The organism is Agrobacterium sp. FDAARGOS_525, assembly GCF_003938925.1.
Taxonomy (GTDB): domain Bacteria; phylum Pseudomonadota; class Alphaproteobacteria; order Rhizobiales; family Rhizobiaceae; genus Agrobacterium; species Agrobacterium pusense.
Genome location: NZ_RKIU01000004.1, coordinates 1,238,262 through 1,257,572, shown reverse-complemented (window position 1 = coordinate 1,257,572; position 19,311 = coordinate 1,238,262). Strand labels below are relative to the sequence as shown.

Below are 19,311 nucleotides of genomic sequence, written 5' to 3'. Positions count from 1 at the left end.
CAGCGACCATCAATTGAAAGGACTTACGATGGCTCGGATGAGTAACAAGGTTGCCCTGATTGTCGGGGGCGCCAAGGGTATCGGCTTGGCAATTGCAGAGCGGCTTTCGGCCGAAGGAGCGATGGTCTTCATCACCAGTCGCCGAAGCGAAGATGCCGAAAGGGCGGCAAGTGCCATCGGTCATGGTGCGGTCGGCATTGTCGCCGATGCGGCGCTCCCCGAAGATATGCGGGAGGCGGTCGAAAAAGTGAGAAGGGAACACAGCCGTATCGACGCGCTGGTCTTGAACGCCGGTCTTTCCGAGCCCGCCCAGATCACGGAGATAACGCCTGAACACTTTGACCGCCACTTCGACGTTAACGTTCGAGGAATGGTCTTCGGCTTCCAGGCGGCTCTGACGGCGATGAGGGAAGGCGGCTCGGTCGTCCTCGTCGGGTCAATTGCCGATAGCGGCGGCTATGCTTCCTATGGCACATATGCTGCGACCAAGGCAGCCGTGCGTTCCTATGCACGAACCTGGACTGCAGAACTGGCATCCAAAGGTATACGCGTTAACGTCGTCGCACCGGGTCCAACCGATACGGAAATGATGGCTGCGGTTCAGCCAGACATGCGCGCGGCCATTGTCGCTCCGATTCCGATGGGACGGATGGCGCGCCCGCCGAAGTGGCTGCAGCTGCCTTGTTCCTGTTAAGCGATGAGGCGAGTTACATCGCCGGTGCCGAACTGTGCGTCGATGGCGGCTTGCGGCAGGTCTGAGCCAGAATTCGAAACGCCGTACCCGATCTGGAATGACCGGGTACAGCAAACGCTCGACAGAGAAGCGACGGGTCGCAATTTCGCTGATTACAGGCCCGCCTCAGCCATCCATAGCGCTGCGTCTGCACCTGCCGGTATGCGCAGTGGCGCAGACGGATCGGTGGCAGCCTTCCAGATCGCTTCCGCGACATCGCGCGCGTGGGTCACAGGGCCCTTGTCGTCCTGAACATTCCTGACGAACTGGTGCAAAAGAGGCGCATAGTCCGCGTCGTCCATGCCGCGCAGGTGTGGGCGGGCACTGGCGCCGAAACTCGTTTCCGGCGAACGTCCGGGCAAAACGATGTGGACGCGAACGCCGAAGGGCTCCATTTCAATCGCAAGGGACTCGCTGAGCGCATTCACTGCGGCCTTGCTGGCGCGATAAACCCCGATGACCGGCAGCGGTTTCAGTGTGACCGAGGACGTAACGTTGATAATGACGCCAGCCCGGCGACGACGCATTTGCGGGCCGAGGGCCTGGATCATCGCCAGAGTGCCTATCGTGTTCGTCTGAAAGAGTGCCTGTGCGGTCTGGGATGCAGTCAGTTCGACAGGAGATGGTGCTCCGAACCCGGCGTTATTGACGAGAACATCGATTTGACCCGTTGCCTTCACAAGCTGTGAGATGCTGTCCGGGACGGTGACATCGAGTGCTAGAACACGCAGACGCCGGGACGCTGGGAGGAAGCTTTCGTCGGGCGTTCTCATCGTGGCGATCACGTCCCAGCCTTTTTCGAGGAACAGTTTTGCAGTTTCCAGGCCAAAGCCCGAGGAACAACCGGTTATCAGAATTGCGGGCATTATTTTCTCCATAAGTGGCTGTGTCATTATGGTAGCGACCCGAAGGAAGACTTTATATATTCGAAGCTCCTCATTTCTTTAGTAATAGTCCTGGATATGACAACAGACCCGCTCACCGAGATCGTCACACTCCTGCAACCCGCCGCCCGGGCGTCGAAACTGGTGGAGTGCGCCGGTGCATGGCGTATACGTCGTGAGGGCACAGGCGAGCCGTTTTATTGTGCCATCCTGGAAGGGCAATGCCGGGTCACTTTCGGTGGCCGACAAACGTTTATCCTGCAGGCCGGAGACTTCATTCTCGCGCCTGCCATGCGCGATCTCGTCAATGAAAGCTCCAACGCCACAGCCGACTTGCCGGCAACGGTTCCGACAAAGATCAATGAGGGACATTTTCGTGTGGGACCACATGACGGCCCACCCGCACTACGAATGCGTATCGGACATTGCAGCTTCGGCACACCGGATGCGGCCCTGCTCGTTTCCCTGTTGCCGGACGTGATTCTGGTTCGCGACAAACCCCGGCTTGCGACGTTGATGCAGTTGATCGACGAGGAGACGCAGGAACGGCGCGCAGCGCGCGAACCGGTTCTGGAACGACTTATCGAGGTGCTGTTGATCGAGGCACTAAGGTCCTCAACCGACACCAATTCTGCACAGGGCCTCGGCAGAGGGCTTGGTGATGAGCGCCTTTCGGCGGCACTTCGGGCTATGCATGACCGTCCCGGCCATCCCTGGACCGTCGTTGATCTGGCGAAAGAGGCGGCGCTCTCCCGTTCGGCATTTTTTGCGCGCTTCAACCGAATAGTCGGGGTTGCGCCAATGGAATACCTGCTGACATGGCGTATGGCGTTGGCGAGGCAGCTCTTGCGGAGTGGTGATCTCGCAATCGACGATGTAGCCGAGCGGGTGGGATATGGATCAGCAAGTACGTTCAGCGTGGCTTTTGCCCGACGCACCGGCATCCCTCCTGCTCGATACGCCCGTATGGCCGCACAGAACGGCGAGGCAGGAGACAACCGATTGCTACGGCCACTGACAGAATTATAACAATGCAGTTGCCTATCGACAATACGCCCGACCAGCGCTTTCAAACTGGCGCAGCGATTCCAACGATCATCGACTAAACTCTGGACTCGGGTGGCTGACATCCGCCGAGTTCTTCGCTCAGACAATCAACCCGCGACGTGACGTGATGAGGTGCTGCGAAGCCAGAATGGATCCGCACCTCAACCCGCCGTTACCGTCCAGAATACAGCAACCCAATCCGCTGGAGCGAACTCAAAACTGGACAAAGTCTGGGGACAGGGTCAAAGGTCATGGAGGTTGAGAGATCGACACGCAACAGAAACACAAAAAGCTCCTCGACGCTGACGCGGAGGAGCTTTGTTAAGACGAGAATTTTGCCTGTTTGATCGTAGCTGTTTAGCGCGCTGGCTCGTAGCTTTGGGCTATTCTGGGACACTGTATCGTAGGGTTTTGGTTGCGGGGGCACGCAACCATCTCAACTTGCTTTTCCGGACCGCAGCATAAGTGCTGATTGTTGCCAAGGTTGTGGTCGAGGGTTCGAATCCCTTCGCCATCTCCAGTTTTCTACAATAAAATCAAACACTTAAGAAGCGCCATGCGGGGCGCTTTTTGATGACAACAAACAATTACGCATGTGTTGTCATCAGCTTGTAAGCATGAGTAAGTGTATTTCTGGACATGGCAGCGCAGCTTTGACGGCGATGACGCTCTTTAAGCAATCATCACCGCCGCCTCCCCATCAAATGATCTCTCCCAATTGAAGGCGACACGTTTGCAAACGGGCGCGGATGAGCGCCAAGGTCGGACAGGTTGTGTTCGAGGAGCACAAGCAGCAATGGCTGAGCGACGGCACCGGCCTTTACCCGCGCGACTATTCGGAAGCCACGGCGCGCGAGGTCGACATGGCCTCCGCGACATGATCGAGGAGTCGTACACGACGGCCAAGCAATTGCTGAAGTCCTGTCTGGACGAATTAAAGGCTGGTGCACGCCTCCTTCTGGAGCGGGAGACGATCACGCCGGACGATTTCCCGTCGCTACAGCGCCATGAGGAGGAAATTGCCTCGACTGTACCCCCGGAGGCGCCGGCTGACGGGCCGTCCGTCCCTTCCCGCAACGCCCCTTACGGGCTTCGGCACCATGACGTGCAGGATGGCTCCGCTATTTCTGGAAATTGATCACGATGCGGCCCTGGATATCACCGTTGTGCATCCGAGAAAAAATGCCGTTGATGTCCTCCAGCGCCTTGCTGTTTTCCAGCCCTGGCATATTGCTTATAACACGCGATCAAACGGCCGGAGATAGAGCCGACACCATAGTAGCGCTGGATAACACGAACGATTAGACGGCATAACACATTGTGTGCCTCATGATCACTGCTGGCTCTTTTTTGGTCGCAGTGCCGTCTATTGGAGGCGGTTGGCGTAGAATGTGGCCTCTGCTTGTGGAACAGTTACTTACTACCGACGTCCTTTTTGAATGTGTTGGGGCTTGATGACCCCCGCGCGATGGCCAACGGCGATGGATTTTCTAAAGGTAAGGATTCTTATTGTCGACGCCATCGTAGTTGCTGGCATATTCCACGGCCGGATCTTCTCGCCAAGTGAACATCATTCCATCTCTTCTGGTATCGCCCAGGAGCGGAACACCGATGCGCCCTTCACATTCTCCTCTGCGGTTTTCCTGTCTTGCCGGAGGTGGACGGACCGCGACGGTGTATCGGCGGGACGGACGAACCGCTTTTTCGGCTTTTTGACTTCCACGATGAACTGGCCGGATCTGTCGCGTTGCTTCGACGTGTTGGAACGGAACATCATCACATCTCCTCTGTTTGTGTCACTTGCTCGATTTTCGTTGTTTTTACGTGGGTATCGTGCAACTGCAGACCCTTCTCTACCGCTGCCAGGCGACCCTGGCGTCTTCCAGAGGCAGGCGGGCGAGCGGGTGATAGGGGACAATACGCGGCGTGAAGTCGGAGACCGGGCGGTTTGGGGGGATGGAGGCGCGGTATCGATAAGAGCCTTGGCCCGAATCCTGTCCTGTCATCACCGCGACGAACGCATTTTCTCCCCGCGCCGGTTCGGCGTAGAGTTCCACTCTGACCATCTCCGGCAGCAGTTCGCCAAGATAGACCTCGACGGAGAAAAGGCGGGTGTCTTCAGCCTCTTCCGTATTCACGGCGCCGAAGTGCACATGCGGCCAGAGCCTGTCGAGGTCCTGTTTCCATCGAGCCAGTTCCCGCGCGACCTTGCCGCCTGCCGCCGCGCGCGCTTGATAGGCCACGACGGCAGGAAGATAGAATTTCTCCGCATATTCCCGGACGGTGCGATTTGTCGAAAACCGCGGCGCGAGGCGGGCCATGCTTTCGCGGACCCGCTCAATCCAGCGAGAGGGAATGCCATCTTGATTGCGGCTGTAGAATTCGGGAACGATGACGTCCTCCAGGAGCGAATAGAGTGCATCCGCTTCCGCCTCGTCAACAGCCGGATCGTCTCCGTGCTCCTCGCCGTCGCCGATAGCCCATCCGACCTCGGGCTCATAGGCCTCCGCCCACCATCCATCGAGTTCCGATAGATTGAGCCCGCCGTTGGCAAGGATTTTCATGCCGCTGGTGCCGCTGGCTTCCCAGGGCCGGCGTGGTGTGTTGATCCACACATCGACCCCTTGAACGAGCCATTCGGCCTGGCGCATGTTGTAGTCGCGCACGAAGATAAGTCGGGATCTCAGTTCCGGCCGTCTGGCAAATTCGTTCCAGGCTTTGATCAGCGCCTGGCCCTCGGCATCCTGGGGATGGGCCTTGCCGGCCAACACGAGCTGGACCGGGTGCCGGGCATCGGCCAGGATGCGGACCAGCCTGTCGGGATCGCGCAGCAGAAGAGCAGGACGTTTGTAGGTTGCGAAGCGGCGCGCAAATCCAAGGGTGAGCGCATGCGGGTCGAAGATTCCATGGGCGTCGTCGAGCCCACCGCCGCTCTCGGCATCTTCCACGCGCTGACGCAGATATTGCTTGCGAACCCGATCGCAAAGGTTTTGCCTCGATTCATTGCGCATTCGCCAGATTTGCCGGGCGTCGATCTCGCGGATGCCGGTTTCCAGCCTAGTCAGGTCGCCACGCCAGCGATCCTTGCCGGCGGCTTCGGTCCACAGGGTGTCGGACTGAACTGAATCCCATGTCGGAACATGTATGCCGTTCGTTACATGGCCGATTGGGACGTCGTCGGTCGGCCAACCAGGGAAGAGAGGTTGAAAGAGCGACCGGCTAACCTTTCCGTGGAGCGCGCTGACGGCGTTCACTGCGCCGCTCGCACGGATGGCGAGGTAAGCCATGTTGAACGGCTCGAGGTCATCGTTGCGATCCTTCCTGCCAAGGGCCAGAAAATCGGCGATGGCGATGCCGAGATGATTTTCGGCATAAGAGCGGAAGTACTTTGTGATCAGTTCTGGCGCGAAGCGGTCGAATCCGGCCGCGACGGCGGTATGGGTGGTGAAAACATTGCCGACCCGTGTTGCCGTCAGAGCCTCGACAAAAGATACGTCATTGTCGATCCGGAAGCAGCGGATGCGCTCCAGGGCGGCGAAGGCCGCATGCCCTTCATTCAAATGGCAGACCTGAGGTTCGAGCCCGAGTGTGCGGAGGAGCTGCCAACCGGCCATTCCCAATATCATTTCCTGCATCAGACGCGTCTCGGGGCCGCCGCCATAAAGCTCGCTGGTGATGCATCGATACGTCGCGGGATTTGCGGGATCGTTCATGTCCAGCAGGTAAAGCTTCAGTCGTCCGATCTGGACTTCCCAGGTTCTGATCCAGAGCTTGCATCCGGGAAGGTCGATTTGCAGTCGCAACCATTCGCCATCAGCGGAACGCAAGGGCTGGATAGGCAACTGATCCGGCTCGTTGACCGGGTAGAGGGCTTCCTGGCTACCGTCCGGCCCGATCGATTGGCGGAAGTAGCCTTGTGAATAAAGTAAGCCCACTCCGACAACCGGCACGCCCAGATCGCTGGCGGTTTTCAGCTGATCTCCCGCTACGTTGCCCAGCCCGCCCGAATAGATTGGCAGGGCTTCGGTCAGCATGAACTCCAGGCTGAAATAGGCTACGGTTTTCAGTTGCGAAGTTGGGTGAGCCTGCTGGAACCATCTCGATTCGTTTGCGGCCTCCCGCTTCTCCTTCAGCAGTGCCTCAACGGTGTGAGCGAAGCCGGGCCGGGCAAGCAAAGCGCTTGCCCTGGAGCGCGAGACGGTGTGGAGAACACCCCATGGATTGCCCGTGGTTTCCCATGTTTCGGCATCGAGTTCCCTCCACAGCCGGTCGGAGGCGTGGTTCCAGGACCAATGCAGGTCTAGAGCCAGCTCCCGAAGGGCGAGCAACCCGCTTGTCTCTTCTGGCTGCCCGTCCATGCACTCCTCCGAAATTAGAAAAACTGAAAGCGAACTCTTCTGCGAATCTCAGTATCCGTCCGCCTTAAAGCACCATGAACTCTATAGATGGCCTTGTCATCATGCGTTGACTAAAATCAATCAGAAAGCAGGAGGGGATCGCGAGGGTAACCACATGACGGCAGTTGCGTCCGCGGAAAGCCGAAATGTTCCGCGATCGTCGCTCGTCTACGCGCTCATGGGCGAAAAGATTGTCGAACAGCGGCTCTTCCTATCACTAGGCGCGAAATCCTTGATCCGGTCCCACTGATCGCCACATAGCGCATCACCACTGACAAAGATTCATATCACTAGGCGCTGGGCGACCAGCACTCGGTGACAAAAATTATCATCGAGTGATGATTCCTGTTGTCATCGAGTGATGATTAATCTAAATTGCCCTCAAAACGAGGCGGCTGGCAATTTCTTATGAAGATCTATCCAACACCAGCTTGATTAGGGTTCTAATTTAGATTCTGCCACCGGACTGGGGTTGCAGGGAATTTCAGAAATATTCCCTAATTCACTCAAAAGTTGGGGATCAGAACATTAGTTGTCTTTTGTTCTTGGCTCTACCCCAAAGGCCATGATGTCATGATCGATTTCTTTGGTCGCCTGTCCGGCCAGGATCGGAGGGAACGGCAGCGCCGCATCGATGACTTGTTCGATGGGCGGGGCTTGCTCCCCTTTCCGGTGACGCTGATATTCCGAGAAAGTGGAGGCGTATGACGGACATTGGCCTGCCTGATCCGTTACAACCGCAGCAACAATTCACACACCTGAGGAAGAAGATCAAATGTCGGACATCGATGAGAACTGGGTTCGCAATCGCGCGCATGAATTATGGGAAGCCGAAGGGTGCCCGAACGGAAAAGAACTCGACCACTGGTTTCAAGCCATGGATGAATATCTGTCTTTGGTCGAAAGCGATGGGGAGAGTTCCCCCAGTGACCCTATCTCGGTTCAGGATACCGATAGTGGAGAAGCTACCGTAAAGAGACAGTCCAGATCGCCGGGAAAAACGACAGACTAGGAAAACGGCGTTTCCAGGCCCAGTTACGCTCTTAGTGCTAGAACGGATTTCGATCTGATTGAAGCACTGGGGATTCGCAAATCGGCAGGGAGCTGATTCAGACTGTCTGCTAGGTCGGAGGCTGGCGGAAATGTCGAAGGCTCTGTGGCCGGTCTTCGCGTTCCGCCTGTCGGATCGGCCGACAACAGGTGGTGCCTCGCGTTCGACCGCGGCGATCCTGCGCGAAACCCATCCGGCTATCAGCGACGCGTCTCGCTTGGGATTTGGTCGTAAGACGCGTCGCAGTCACTCATCTCGGGGTCAAGAAGGGTCGCAATGACTCGCTTGACGTCCTCTTCCAGCACATTGCGCCCATCTTGACCTTGCCCCGTTGAAATAATCCATTTTGAAGTAAGCTCTGGCCATCGAGAGGACCAGGGAATGAAGCGCAACCGTTTCACAGACGAACAGATCATCGGCATTCTGAAGGAGCATGAGGCAGGCACACCGGTCTCGGAGCTTTGCCGCAAGCACGGCGTTAGCGATGCCAGCATCTATAAATGGAAGGCCAAATTCGGCGGCATGGATGTATCCGAAGCCAAGCGGCTGAAGACGCTGGAAGACGAAAACACGAAGCTGAAACGGCTCCTGGCAGACGCCATGCTCGACAATGCCGCTTTGAAAGACCTTTTGGGAAAGAAGTGGTGACGCCCGCAGCAAGGCGGAAAGCTGTCACTCATCTGATGGATCGCCACCAGATGAGCGAACGGCGGGCGTGTAAAGCCATCGGCTTTTGCCGGATGACGATCCGTTACGAAACCAGGCGCCGCGATGATCATGACCTTCGCGAGCGGATGAAGGCGCTGGCGCATGAACGGCGCCGCTTTGGATATCGACGCCTTCATGTACTGCTCAGGCGTGAGGGTCACCTTGTGAACCACAAGCGGCTCTTCCGGCTTTATCGGGAAGAGAAGCTGACGGTGCGCAAGCGCGGCGGTCGGAAACGAGCGATAGGCACACGAGCACCGATGCTGATCCCGCTTGCCGCCAATGATCGCTGGTCACTGGACTTCGTGTCGGATCAGCTCACCGATGGTCGCAGGTTCCGGGTGCTTACGGTCGTTGACGATTGCACCAGGGAATGCCTGGGCCTCGTCGCCGATACGTCCCTTTCCGGCCTGCGGGTTGCCCGTGAACTGGACCGGATCATCGAGGGGCGAGGCAAGCCGAAGATGATCGTCAGCGACAATGGCAGCGAGTTCACCAGCAACGCGATCCTGCAATGGACGGATCGGACCAAGGTGGAATGGCACTACATCGCACCGGGCAAACCGATCCAGAATGCCTTCATCGAAAGCTTCAATGGGCGGCTGCGAGACGAATTCCTGAATGAAACTCTCTTCTCGTCACTGACCCATGCCCGGTCAGCGCTTTCAAACTGGCGCAGCGATTACAACGATCATCGACCACACTCCGGACTCGGCTGGATGACACCTGCCGAATTCGCTCAGATAATCAACCCGCGACGTGAAGCGGTGCTGCGCAGCCGAAATGGCTCCGCACCGCAACCCGCCGCTACCGCCGCAAATACAGCAACCAAAAACCGCTGGAGCGAACTTAAAACTGGATAAAACTTGGGGGCAAGGTCAATCTTTCAACAGGGTTTCGGCCTTGATCACGTCCTTGAGAATACCGACCCCCGCCAGAAACGCGGCGACCAGTGCAGCGCGCCTCTTTGGCACCATCGTCAGCTTGCTGACGAGCGGAGCGATGAAATCTTCTTCAAGGAATTCGTTGAGCACGCGGGAGGCTGCCGGACTACCGAAAGACTGCACAACGATATCCAGTGCTCCGATCTCGTTGACGCCTTTTCGCGACAGGACGTGCTTGGCTAGAACGGAGGACAGACTTTCTCCTTCCTCAGTGAAAAGCAGGTCGGGTTTGCCACTCGCCTTGACCGCTTCGTAGAAGAGCTTTTCCTTGGAGCCGAAGGAACGGTGAACATAGGCCATATCCACCCCGACGTCGGCTGCAATATCGCGGAGGCCCGTATGGTCATAGGAGTGGGTCGAAAAGCGCAGAATGGCAGCCTTCAGAATGCGGTCGCGGGTCGTATCGTTGGCGTCCGGACGGATGACTCGATTGGGCATACTTTCTCCTCAATGCCTATTGACCTGCTGTCAAGTTTAACGCCATAAAGGGCGACCGTCAACGAATGATGACTAAGATTTATCATAGTATATAAAGCGATTAACTCCGGCGGGCGGCCACGCGCGGCAAGAGTTCCTCAGTAGATCGCCAATCGCGCCAAGCCGTCTGGCGACGCTGTCCTTGAATTCGGGGGAGGTAGCGGAGCAGGCGGGAAGTTCGGTGAATAATGCAAGTCGATGCCTTCCTTTCCTTCACGATCGCAGTGATCCTTCTTCTCTCTGGCAAGATCGCCACCATGAACGCCGGTATCCTGCGCCGCTATTCGATCCCCGAGCCGGTTGTCGGCGGGCTGCTGTGTGCGGCGGTCGTCGCGCTCGTTTTTGCCCTCACGGGCGACAAGATTGTCTTCGAGCTCGGCATGCGGGATTTTCTTCTGCTGCTCTTCTTTGCCGGCATCGGCCTCAAAGCCGATGTCCGCAGCCTTTTAGCTGGAGGCCGATCGCTGGCGATCCTTCTCGCGCTTGCCATCGTTTTCATGCTGATCCAGAATTTCGCAGGTCTCTCGCTTGCGTCTCTATTCGGACTTGAGCCGAAAGCCGGTCTCATGGTCGGGTCGATCTCGCTAACGGGGGGTGTCGGGACTACGCTCGCCTGGGCTCCCATCTTCACCGACAGGCTAGGGATCGCTAACGCGCTGGAACTCGGCGTGGCAGCCAACACCGTGGGACTCATCTCCGCCTGCGTCGTCGGCGGTCCGATCGCGGCGTTCCTGATGAGGCGCCATCGCATCGCGGGTACCAATAACGTCGAACTCGACGTCGGCGCGCCGTTCGATCGGCCACAGACCAAACTGGACTATTTCTCTGTCCTTTGGGCCATTCTGGCGCTGAACATCTCGCTGATGCTCGGTTTCGGCATCGATAAGCTGATCGCGCTGACCGGACTGACTGTGCCGACCTTCGTCAGTTGTCTGGCCGCTGGCATCCTGATCCGAAACCTTATGCCGATGGCTGTGGGCTCAACGGTGCGGCGACTCTGGCCCGGAGTCGAGGATGGACTGGCGCTTGTCTCCGATCTCGCGCTTGGCCTCTTCCTGACGATGGCTCTGATGGGGCTGCAACTTTGGCAGCTCGACGGTGTCTTTGTCTTCATTGCCTGCGCCCTGGCGCTTCAGGTCGTTCTGACGGTGGTCTACATCGTGACGATCGTCTTTCGGCTCATGGGGCGCGACTATGAGGCGGTCGTCATATGTGCCGGATTTGGCGGCATCACACTGGGGTCGACGGCGACAGCGATCGCCAACCTGACGGCGGTCACACAGCAACATGGAGCCGCGCACCGGGCATTCATCATTGTCCCGCTTGTCTGCGGCTTTTTCATCGACATCGTGAACGCACTCGTCATCTCGGCTTTCGTCGGCTGATCACGCGCGCGAATTGTCATCGGTTGGTTCGACGGGGTGAAATGTCCGATCACGCCGAGACCGTCTGCCGTAGCGAACCGCGAGCACTCAGGGCGAAAGGGTTGCCTTCACCAGACAGAGTATCATCAAACGATGGCAAGGGCATCATCACCTGTTGACAATGCAGTCAACAGGTGATGATATAATACAATTCAACGTGTCCGTTTCGATACGCATGCTTGTTGGTAGATTTTATGTAACCAACAATGAAGTGAGGGGCAATGAAAACCAGCAAGGCCAGAAGGTTACGGAATAGGTCGACACGCAACGTCAGAATGACTTCATTCTATTTGATGAAACCATTCTCATCGTCTTTGGTCGGCTTTTATTCTGGAAGATATAGAGGAAGCCTTAAGGCGACATTGCGCCTCGTCCCAGAGCAAGCGACCTGCCTTCGCAAACTGTCGACGATCGATCAGCCTGCCGAGATGCTTGCTGCTCGCGGCAGCAACATCCGCGAGTTTATGACGGGTTGGATGGACGAGGGAAGGCACATGTCCGAACAGGGCATGGCCAATCTCTCGCCCGTCGCATGACCCCAAGCACGTAGCGATCGATCGGTGCGCGGTGCCCTGTGTGCACAGCCTTCGGTAGGGACACGTTACACACCAAGCACAAGGCTGGGACCGGTCGTGAACATGGATCGGCCGCGGCACATGTCAATCAACATATGGTAGGTTTTATGGCGAATACTCAATCCCGACATTCGAACGCGACAACCAAAAAATCTCAAGGGCTTTCCCTCAGTGACAAAAAAACTGGGTGGATGCAGTCGTGAAGGCCGCTAAAAATTGGATTTTGGCCGTTCTCGGCGTCGTGGTTCTCGCTGGCGGTTACTATGGCTGGCGGATGTATGACGGTACAGGCCTCCCGGCCGGGATTGTCGGCGGCAACGGTCGTATCGAGGCAACCGAAATCGACGTCTCCGCCAAGACGGCCGGGCGGATCAAGGAAATCCTCGTTGATGAAGGAAGTCTCGTCGCTGCCGGACAGGTGTTGGCGCGCATGGACACCCAGCAACTGGAGGCTCAGCGGAAGCAGGCTGAAGCCGCTCGTCAACGCGCCGTGATCAGTGTGGAAACGGCGAGGAGCCTGCTCGCCCAAAGGGAGGCGGAAAAGGAATCCGCAGCTGCGGTGATCGCTCAACGCGAGGCTGAACAGGATGCCGCGGAACGAAAACTTGCCCGGACCGAGCAACTGATCAAGACGAACGTGACCTCCCAGCAAACGCTCGACGACGACCGCGCGGCGGCACAGAGGACGCGCGCGGCCACTGCTGCAGCCCAGGCTTCACTGTCCGCCTCCGATGCGGCGATTGGTGCTGCGAAGGCCCAGATTGTCGATGCCGAGGCTGCCGTCATCGCTGCAGATGCGGCGATTGAAAGTATCGTGGCCGATATCGACGACAGCACGCTCAGATCGCCACGCGATGGGCGTGTGCAGTATCGCGTCGCGCAGCCCGGAGAGGTTCTGTCCTCCGGCGGGCGTGTTCTCAATCTCGTCGATCTTAGCGACGTCTACATGACGTTCTTTCTGCCGACCGCCGAAGCCGGCCGGATTCCGATCGGTTCGGAGGTTCGTCTTGTCCTCGATGCCGCGCCGCAATTCGTGATCCCGGCCAGCGTGAGCTTTGTGGCCGATGTCGCCCAGTTCACACCGAAGACGGTGGAGACAGAGGAAGAACGGCAGAAGCTGATGTTCCGGATCAAGGCGAAGATCAGGCCGGAGTTGCTTCGCGAGCATATCCAGCAGGTCAAGACCGGGCTTCCAGGTATGGCCTATGTCCGGATCGACCCCAAAGCGAAGTGGCCTGAGCAACTCACGAAAGCGCTCGTGCAATGACCGAGGAAACGCCGCGAAAGACGGAGGACAAGACGCAGACTGCGCCGGTCGCGAAGCTGGCGAAAGTCGGCCTGTCCTATGGTAAAATCAGGGCGCTCGACAACGTGAGCCTTGATATCCCGTCGGGCATCATGGTTGGCCTCGTCGGCCCGGACGGTGTCGGCAAGTCGAGCCTGCTTAGCCTCGTCGCCGGCGCCCGTACGGTTCAGGGCGGCCGGATCGAAGTGCTTGGCGGCGACATTGCCGACGCGAGGCACCGCAACCGCACCTGCCCGCGGATCGCCTACATGCCGCAGGGCCTTGGCAAGAACCTTTACCCCACGCTTTCGGTATTCGAAAACATCGATTTCTTCGGGCGCCTGTTCGGCCAGGACCGGGAAGAAAGGCAGCGTCGTATCACCGACCTGCTGGAGCGAACGGGACTTGCTCCTTTCCCGGACCGCCCGGCCGGAAAACTTTCCGGCGGCATGAAACAGAAGGTCGGCCTCTGCTGCGCGCTGATCCACGATCCGGATCTCCTCATTCTCGACGAACCGACCACCGGTGTCGATCCGCTGTCGCGTCGGCAATTCTGGGAACTGATCGACGACATCCGGCGCGAGCGTCCGGGAATGAGCGTGATCGTCGCGACTGCCTATATGGAAGAAGCCGCGCGCTTCGACTGGCTCGTCGCTATGGACGCCGGCCGCGTGCTTGCAACCGGAACGCCTGCCGAATTGCTGTCCCGCACCGGGGCCGCCAATCTCGACGCCGCCTTCGTCGCCCTCCTTCCGGAAGAAAAGCGGCAGGGCCATCACGAGGTCGTCATACCGCCCCGACCCGATAGAGGGGAGGCGGAGTTCGCGATCGAAGCCGAGCACCTGACGATGCGCTTCGGCGATTTCACGGCGGTCGACGATGTCAGCTTCCAGATCCCGCGCGGCGAGATTTTCGGCTTCCTCGGCTCGAACGGCTGCGGCAAGACAACCACGATGAAGATGCTGACCGGTCTCCTGCCGGCAAGTGAGGGAACCGCGAAACTGTTCGGACATGAGGTCGATCCGAACGATATCGAGGTCCGGCGAAAGGTTGGCTACATGAGCCAGGCCTTCTCGCTCTACACCGAGCTGACGGTTCGTCAGAACCTCGATCTCCACGCGCGTCTCTTCAATCTGCCGCTCGAAAAGATCCCGGCGCGCATCGCCGACATGGCCGCACGCTTCGACCTCACCGAGATCATGGATGCGTTGCCCGACGCGCTGCCGCTCGGCATCCGGCAAAGATTGTCGCTCGCCGTGGCAATGATCCACGCCCCGGACATCCTGATCCTCGACGAGCCGACTTCCGGTGTTGATCCAGTCGCGCGCGACGGCTTCTGGCAGATTCTGTCCGACCTGTCGCGCAATGACGGGGTGACGATCTTCGTTTCGACGCACTTCATGAACGAAGCAGAGCTGTGCGACCGCATCTCGCTGATGCATGCCGGCAAGGTTCTCGTCAGCGACGAGCCTCGTGCCATAGTGGAAAAGCGGGGCGCGGCGACGCTTGAAGAAGCCTTTATTTCTTATCTTGAAGAAGCAATTGGCGAACAGGCTTCACCTGCGCGAGCACCCCAGGCGCAGCGTGAGGAGGAGGAGGCGGATGGGGCGGCGCCGCCCCGAGCCCCATCTGCCCACTCTGCCTTCAATCTGCGCCGCATGCTGGCCTATACGCAGCGCGAGGCGCTCGAGTTGCGCCGCGATCCGATCCGCGCAATGCTTGCCGTTCTCGGCAGCGTCATCCTCATGTTCGTCATCGGCTACGGCATCAACTTGGATGTCGAGAACCTGTCCTTTGCCGTGCTCGATCGCGACGATACCACAGTCAGTCGCGACTACACGCTCCAGATCGCCGGTTCCCGCTACTTCACCGAAAAGGCGCCGATCACCGACTACAACGACCTAGACCGGCGCATGAGCAATGGCGAGCTCAGCCTGGCGCTGGAGATTCCGCCTGGGTTCGGACGCGATGTCTCGCGTGGCACAAAAGTCGAGATCGGCGCCTGGATCGATGGGGCTTCGCCATCGCGCGCCGAGACCGTCCAGGGCTACGTGCAGGGCATGCATCAGACCTGGCTGACCCAGAAGGCGCGCGAACTCTACGGCGACGCGGCGACGATCGGCCAATTCCAGATCGCGCTCAGATATCGCTACAATCCGGGCGTCGACAGTCTGATCGCCATGGTGCCGGCTGTCATTCCACTGCTCCTGATGCTGATCCCGTCCATGCTCGCGGTCCTGAGCGTCGTCCGCGAAAAGGAGCTCGGCTCAATCGTCAATTTCTACGTGACGCCGGTGACGCGCTTCGAGTTCATCATCGGCAAGCAACTGCCCTACATCGCGCTCGCCATGCTGAACTTCGCCATGCTGACGGCGTTTGCGGTGTTCGTGTTCGGGGTGCCGCTGACCGGGAGCTTTCTCACGCTCGCCCTGGCGGCCTTCCTCTACGTCATCATCGCGACCGGAATCGGACTTCTGATTTCGAGCTTCATCAGCAGCCAGGTCGCCGCCATCTTCGGCACGGCCCTCATCACCATAATCCCGGCCGTCCAATATTCGGGGATCATCGACCCCGTATCGTCGCTTCAGGGGATGGGCGCCTATATCGGCCAGATCTATCCTGCAACCTATTTCGTGACGATCGCCCGTGGCACTTTTTCGAAGGCGCTCAACTTCAACGATCTTGCAACCTCCTTCATTCCTCTCCTGATCGCCATTCCCGTTCTTACCGGAATGACCGTGGCCTTCCTCAAGAAACAGGCGGCGTGATCCATGCGACTGGCCAACGTCATTCAACTCGGCGTCAAGGAATTGCGGGCGCTTGCACGCGATCCGATGCTCGCCGTCCTGATCGTCTATGCCTTCACGCTGTCGATCTACACCGCCTCGACGGCAATGCCGGAGACACTCAACAACGCGGCGATCGCGGTCGTGGATGAGGATCAGTCTCCTGTCTCCTCACGCATCTTGACGGCATTTTATCCGCCCTACTTCACGATTCCAAAAATCATCTCGCAGCACGAGATGGACCGCCGCATGGACAGCGGCCTTGATACCTTCGCCCTCGACATCCCGCCGAACTTCCAGCGCGACCTGCTCGCCGGCAAGGCGCCGACGATCCAGCTCAATGTCGATGCTACCCGGATGACCCAGGCCTTCAGCGGCGGCGGGTACGTCCAGTCGATCGTTTCGGGCGAGGTGAATGAATACCTCAACCGTTACCGGGGAAATACGACTGTCCCCGTCGATCTGGCGCTGCGTTCCCGCTTCAACCAGTCGCTCGACAAGGGGTGGTTCGGGGCAATCAACAACGTGATCTCCTCGATCACCATGCTCGCGATCGTTCTCACGGGTGCTGCCCTCATCCGCGAGCGTGAGCATGGCACGATCGAACACCTGCTCGTCATGCCGGTCACTCCGACCGAGATCATGGTGAGCAAGATCTGGTCTATGGGACTTGTGGTGCTTCTTGCCTCGACCGTTTCGCTTGTCTTCGTCGTGCAGGGCCTTCTCAAGGTGCCGATCGAAGGTTCCTTGATGCTGTTTCTGGCAGGCACGGTGCTTCAGCTGTTCGCCACCACTTCGCTTGGCATCTTTCTCGCGACGGTGGCCGGTTCAATGCCACAGTTCGGTCTTCTCCTGATGCTGACCCTGCTGCCATTGCGCGTCCTGTCGGGCGGGGTGACGCCGCGCGAGAGCATGCCGCAGATCATCCAGGACGTCATGCTCGTCGCACCCGATACGCACTTCGTCATGCTGGCGCAGGCGATACTGTTTCGAGGCGCGGGCCTGGATGTCGTCTGGCCTCAGTTTCTGGCGTTGCTGGTTCTTGGGGTGGCGCTGTTCTTCTTCTCGCTGCGCCGTTTCAGGGCGTTCCTGCGCTAGCCCAGCGGTCAAGCCCGAGCTGTGCGCGCGGCATCCTGGGGCAAGGATTGACGATCTGGTTGTAGGGCGATGGCGCGATATGAGCGCAACGGTTGAACCTGCGGCCATGCAATTCCCGTCTGCGCGTTTGGGCGGGAAGTCGCCCGCGTGCCTATCGGGATTGCCGCGCATAATCTCGATCGCATGAGGGGGAAACAGGTGCGCGCCCCGTATAAGCTGCAAGAGCCGGGAAAAGCGAGCGGCGCACATGCAGGCACAGGAATTGGCAGCGCGATGGCAGGAGATGGAACTCGAATGGGACGCGCTCGCGTTGCTAGTCAGGCGGACTCTGGGCACCGGCATGGTCGAACCCCGGGCCTATAACAAGGTTGCTGATGACAAACTCCTGTTCTGGTCTGCACAAGGAGACCGGAGAGCCTTCGACGAAATCGTTGTTCGTCACGGTGCGTTTGTTCTAAGTGTAGCCAGCCGCATAACCCCGAATTTTCGCGATGCTGAGGACATCGCCCAGGATGCAATGGTCAAGGTGTGGCATCACGCTGGCCGCTTCAACCCAAAGCGCGCTCGATTGAGAACCTGGCTTTATCAGATCGTCGTCAATCTCTGTATTGATCGCCGCCGCCGTAAAGAGCCGGTCCCCCTTCCAGACAACTTCGATGCTGTCGATCCAGGAGCCGCAGCAGACGAGATTTTGACGAGTACCGAGCGCGATGCCGCCCTGGCTGCAGCTATTCGCGCATTGCCAGCGAGCCAGCAGGCCGCGATGATACTCGTCTACGAGGAAGGCATATCCGGCGCTGAGGCGGGACGTATTCTTGGGCTGTCGGCCAAAGCAATAGAGCGTCTGCTTGCGCGCGCCAGAACTACACTTCGTGAGCGGCTGCTGGCAGAGCGTGATAAACAGGGAGAATAAATATGTTGAAGATCGAACGTTTTACGTCCCTGGCGCGAAGTTACGGAGCGAATATTGACCTCTGGCCTGTAGAGGTGCAGGCCGATGCGCTGTCTCTGCTAAAGATCTCGAAAGTGGCGCGTACCGTTCTTGCGGAGGAGCGCTTGATGGATGATGCGCTAGCGGCGGCGCGCAGGCATCAAGAGATCTCCCTGTGGCCGCCGGGCGAGCGTAGTGTCGCCTTGGTGCGCCTGAGAACGAACGTCGCTGCGCGAATAGCGCCAGCACCATCCGGACCCTCCCGGTTCGGTGCACGGCTTTTTGCGCAAGTTCGCGGGCTATGGCCCCATCTGAATTGGCTGGGTATTTCCTCCGGCAGCGGGATAGCAGTGGCTGCGGGTCTTTTTATCGGGATGCATTTCCCGAACTTACCCGCCTCCGGTGATCTGCTCTCCACACTTCAGGTCGCATCGATCCCAATTTTCATGGAATGAACAGCAATATGGTTCAAACACAGGATGGCACAAGAAAATGGCTGCGAATTGCTCTTCCCATATCGCTCGTGTTGAACATGTTCCTTCTCGCTTTTGTGGGAGGGCAAATGCTGCGTGCGACACCGGAGGTCCCCAGAGGTGATGATCCTTTAGCTCGCATTCTTGCTGTTGCGGAAGCGACCCTTCCCGCTTCAGACGCCAGGTCGTTCCGTGAGACTCTTCTCAAGGAAGAACCGCGATATGCGCGAGCCGTGAGGAAAGTTACCGAGGCTCGGCAAGAAATGCTGAAACAGATGTCTGCTGATCCGTATGATCCTGTCGCAACCCTGGCGGCCCTCAGTGCAATGCAGTCCGCCTGGACGGAGTTCATGGACGCAATTGGCGGTCCATTGGTGGATGCGATAGGTCAAATCTCCCCCGAAGGAAGGCGCACGGTGGTTGCCGATCAAAAGGCAAAGGGAATACTGCGCGTTCCGTAACGGTCGCCGATCCGTCGCGGGCTAGACCGATCAGTTA

At 58.5% G+C, this 19,311-nt stretch carries 17 protein-coding genes and 2 pseudogenes; 15 read left to right on the top strand and 4 right to left on the bottom strand.

Annotated features, from left to right (window positions below; translation table 11 throughout):
- Positions 1-28: 28 nt before the first annotated feature.
- Positions 29-759, top strand: a pseudogene (locus EGT36_RS22190) (SDR family NAD(P)-dependent oxidoreductase).
- An 87-nt stretch (positions 760-846) separates the two neighbouring features.
- On the opposite strand, the gene EGT36_RS22185 reads toward EGT36_RS22190, so the two are convergent.
- Positions 847-1,599 carry an SDR family oxidoreductase gene (locus EGT36_RS22185; protein ID WP_037092199.1) on the bottom strand — a complete coding sequence of 251 codons (753 nt, stop codon included), beginning with the start codon at positions 1,597-1,599 and terminating at the stop codon, positions 847-849.
- A gap of 96 nt (positions 1,600-1,695) precedes the next feature.
- Between EGT36_RS22185 and EGT36_RS22180 the strand changes: the two genes are divergently transcribed.
- The 4 genes and pseudogenes from EGT36_RS22180 to EGT36_RS22170 all read left to right on the top strand — a co-directional run bounded on the left by EGT36_RS22180 (position 1,696) and on the right by EGT36_RS22170 (position 3,802).
- Positions 1,696-2,646 (top strand): AraC family transcriptional regulator, encoded by a 951-nt coding sequence (locus EGT36_RS22180; RefSeq protein WP_037092201.1) that lies wholly within the window; start codon positions 1,696-1,698, stop codon positions 2,644-2,646.
- 22 nt (positions 2,647-2,668) lie between these two features.
- Positions 2,669-2,888 (top strand): annotated as a pseudogene (locus tag EGT36_RS22175) (IS3 family transposase); the annotation flags it as partial.
- A 525-nt stretch (positions 2,889-3,413) separates the two neighbouring features.
- Positions 3,414-3,545, top strand: a complete 132-nt coding sequence (locus EGT36_RS31145; RefSeq protein WP_255447022.1) for a hypothetical protein — start codon at positions 3,414-3,416, stop codon at positions 3,543-3,545.
- Positions 3,542-3,802: a hypothetical protein gene (locus EGT36_RS22170; RefSeq protein WP_125271083.1), complete on the top strand. Its 261-nt coding sequence runs from the start codon at positions 3,542-3,544 to the stop codon at positions 3,800-3,802. The genes EGT36_RS31145 and EGT36_RS22170 overlap by 4 nt, the downstream gene beginning before the upstream one ends.
- A 432-nt stretch (positions 3,803-4,234) precedes the next feature.
- On the opposite strand, the gene EGT36_RS22165 is transcribed toward EGT36_RS22170, so the two are convergent.
- Together EGT36_RS22165 and glgP are read right to left on the bottom strand one after the other, a co-directional pair.
- Entirely contained in the window at positions 4,235-4,441 is a 207-nt protein-coding gene (locus EGT36_RS22165) for a hypothetical protein (RefSeq protein WP_125271082.1), read from the bottom strand.
- Between the two features lie 76 nt (positions 4,442-4,517).
- A complete protein-coding gene (gene glgP / locus EGT36_RS22160; protein WP_125271081.1) occupies positions 4,518-7,022 on the bottom strand; it encodes an alpha-glucan family phosphorylase in 2,505 nt (834 codons plus the stop codon).
- Between the two features lie 814 nt (positions 7,023-7,836).
- Between glgP and EGT36_RS22155 the strand changes: the two genes are divergently transcribed.
- The 3 genes from EGT36_RS22155 to EGT36_RS22150 all read left to right on the top strand — a co-directional run bounded on the left by EGT36_RS22155 (position 7,837) and on the right by EGT36_RS22150 (position 9,683).
- Positions 7,837-8,073 carry a DUF2934 domain-containing protein gene (locus EGT36_RS22155; RefSeq protein ID WP_125271080.1) on the top strand — a complete coding sequence of 79 codons (237 nt, stop codon included), beginning with the start codon at positions 7,837-7,839 and terminating at the stop codon, positions 8,071-8,073.
- 420 nt (positions 8,074-8,493) lie between these two features.
- A complete protein-coding gene (locus tag EGT36_RS31140; RefSeq protein ID WP_003507130.1) occupies positions 8,494-8,760 on the top strand; it encodes a transposase in 267 nt (88 codons plus the stop codon).
- A complete protein-coding gene (locus tag EGT36_RS22150; protein WP_235915193.1) occupies positions 8,643-9,683 on the top strand; it encodes an IS3 family transposase in 1,041 nt (346 codons plus the stop codon). Before EGT36_RS31140 ends, EGT36_RS22150 begins: the two co-directional genes overlap by 118 nt.
- Positions 9,684-9,698: 15 nt before the next feature.
- Here the strand turns inward: EGT36_RS22150 and EGT36_RS22145 are convergent, their stop codons facing one another.
- The gene (locus EGT36_RS22145) at positions 9,699-10,202 is read right to left on the bottom strand and encodes a TetR/AcrR family transcriptional regulator (protein ID WP_097143511.1); all 504 of its coding nucleotides are present in this window, start codon (positions 10,200-10,202) and stop codon (positions 9,699-9,701) included.
- A 227-nt stretch (positions 10,203-10,429) separates the two neighbouring features.
- Between EGT36_RS22145 and gltS the strand changes: the two genes are divergently transcribed.
- The 7 genes from gltS to EGT36_RS22110 all read left to right on the top strand — a co-directional run bounded on the left by gltS (position 10,430) and on the right by EGT36_RS22110 (position 19,274).
- Entirely contained in the window at positions 10,430-11,626 is a 1,197-nt protein-coding gene (gene gltS, locus EGT36_RS22140; protein WP_097143510.1) for a sodium/glutamate symporter, read from the top strand.
- A gap of 813 nt (positions 11,627-12,439) precedes the next feature.
- Positions 12,440-13,507: an HlyD family secretion protein gene (locus EGT36_RS22135; RefSeq protein ID WP_097143512.1), complete on the top strand. Its 1,068-nt coding sequence runs from the start codon at positions 12,440-12,442 to the stop codon at positions 13,505-13,507.
- The gene (rbbA, locus tag EGT36_RS22130) at positions 13,504-16,293 is read left to right on the top strand and encodes a ribosome-associated ATPase/putative transporter RbbA (protein ID WP_125271079.1); all 2,790 of its coding nucleotides are present in this window, start codon (positions 13,504-13,506) and stop codon (positions 16,291-16,293) included. The genes EGT36_RS22135 and rbbA overlap by 4 nt, the downstream gene beginning before the upstream one ends.
- A 3-nt stretch (positions 16,294-16,296) precedes the next feature.
- Positions 16,297-17,409, top strand: a complete 1,113-nt coding sequence (locus tag EGT36_RS22125; RefSeq protein WP_125271078.1) for an ABC transporter permease — start codon at positions 16,297-16,299, stop codon at positions 17,407-17,409.
- Positions 17,410-17,656: 247 nt separating this feature from the next.
- Positions 17,657-18,322 (top strand): sigma-70 family RNA polymerase sigma factor, encoded by a 666-nt coding sequence (locus tag EGT36_RS22120; protein WP_097143469.1) that lies wholly within the window; start codon positions 17,657-17,659, stop codon positions 18,320-18,322.
- Positions 18,323-18,324: 2 nt separating this feature from the next.
- A complete protein-coding gene (locus tag EGT36_RS22115) occupies positions 18,325-18,795 on the top strand; it encodes a hypothetical protein (protein ID WP_097143470.1) in 471 nt (156 codons plus the stop codon).
- Positions 18,792-19,274 (top strand): periplasmic heavy metal sensor, encoded by a 483-nt coding sequence (locus EGT36_RS22110; protein ID WP_235917010.1) that lies wholly within the window; start codon positions 18,792-18,794, stop codon positions 19,272-19,274. Before EGT36_RS22115 ends, EGT36_RS22110 begins: the two co-directional genes overlap by 4 nt.
- Positions 19,275-19,311 lie beyond the last annotated feature (37 nt).

Excerpts from the sequence above, each read along its gene's own strand:
- glgP (WP_125271081.1), bottom strand. The coding sequence starts at position 7,022 with ATGGACGGGCAGCCAGAAGAGACAAGCGGGTTGCTCGCCCTTCGGGAG.
- EGT36_RS31140 (WP_003507130.1), top strand. The coding sequence starts at position 8,494 with ATGAAGCGCAACCGTTTCACAGACGAACAGATCATCGGCATTCTGAAG.
- EGT36_RS22125 (WP_125271078.1), top strand. The coding sequence starts at position 16,297 with ATGCGACTGGCCAACGTCATTCAACTCGGCGTCAAGGAATTGCGGGCG.
- EGT36_RS22120 (WP_097143469.1), top strand. The coding sequence starts at position 17,657 with ATGCAGGCACAGGAATTGGCAGCGCGATGGCAGGAGATGGAACTCGAA.
- EGT36_RS31145 (WP_255447022.1), top strand. The coding sequence starts at position 3,414 with ATGAGCGCCAAGGTCGGACAGGTTGTGTTCGAGGAGCACAAGCAGCAA.
- EGT36_RS22185 (WP_037092199.1), bottom strand. The coding sequence starts at position 1,599 with ATGCCCGCAATTCTGATAACCGGTTGTTCCTCGGGCTTTGGCCTGGAA.
- EGT36_RS22170 (WP_125271083.1), top strand. The coding sequence starts at position 3,542 with ATGATCGAGGAGTCGTACACGACGGCCAAGCAATTGCTGAAGTCCTGT.
- EGT36_RS22180 (WP_037092201.1), top strand. The coding sequence starts at position 1,696 with ATGACAACAGACCCGCTCACCGAGATCGTCACACTCCTGCAACCCGCC.
- gltS (WP_097143510.1), top strand. The coding sequence starts at position 10,430 with ATGCAAGTCGATGCCTTCCTTTCCTTCACGATCGCAGTGATCCTTCTT.
- EGT36_RS22110 (WP_235917010.1), top strand. The coding sequence starts at position 18,792 with ATGAACAGCAATATGGTTCAAACACAGGATGGCACAAGAAAATGGCTG.
- rbbA (WP_125271079.1), top strand. The coding sequence starts at position 13,504 with ATGACCGAGGAAACGCCGCGAAAGACGGAGGACAAGACGCAGACTGCG.
- EGT36_RS22145 (WP_097143511.1), bottom strand. The coding sequence starts at position 10,202 with ATGCCCAATCGAGTCATCCGTCCGGACGCCAACGATACGACCCGCGAC.
- EGT36_RS22115 (WP_097143470.1), top strand. The coding sequence starts at position 18,325 with ATGTTGAAGATCGAACGTTTTACGTCCCTGGCGCGAAGTTACGGAGCG.
- EGT36_RS22155 (WP_125271080.1), top strand. The coding sequence starts at position 7,837 with ATGTCGGACATCGATGAGAACTGGGTTCGCAATCGCGCGCATGAATTA.
- EGT36_RS22165 (WP_125271082.1), bottom strand. The coding sequence starts at position 4,441 with ATGATGTTCCGTTCCAACACGTCGAAGCAACGCGACAGATCCGGCCAG.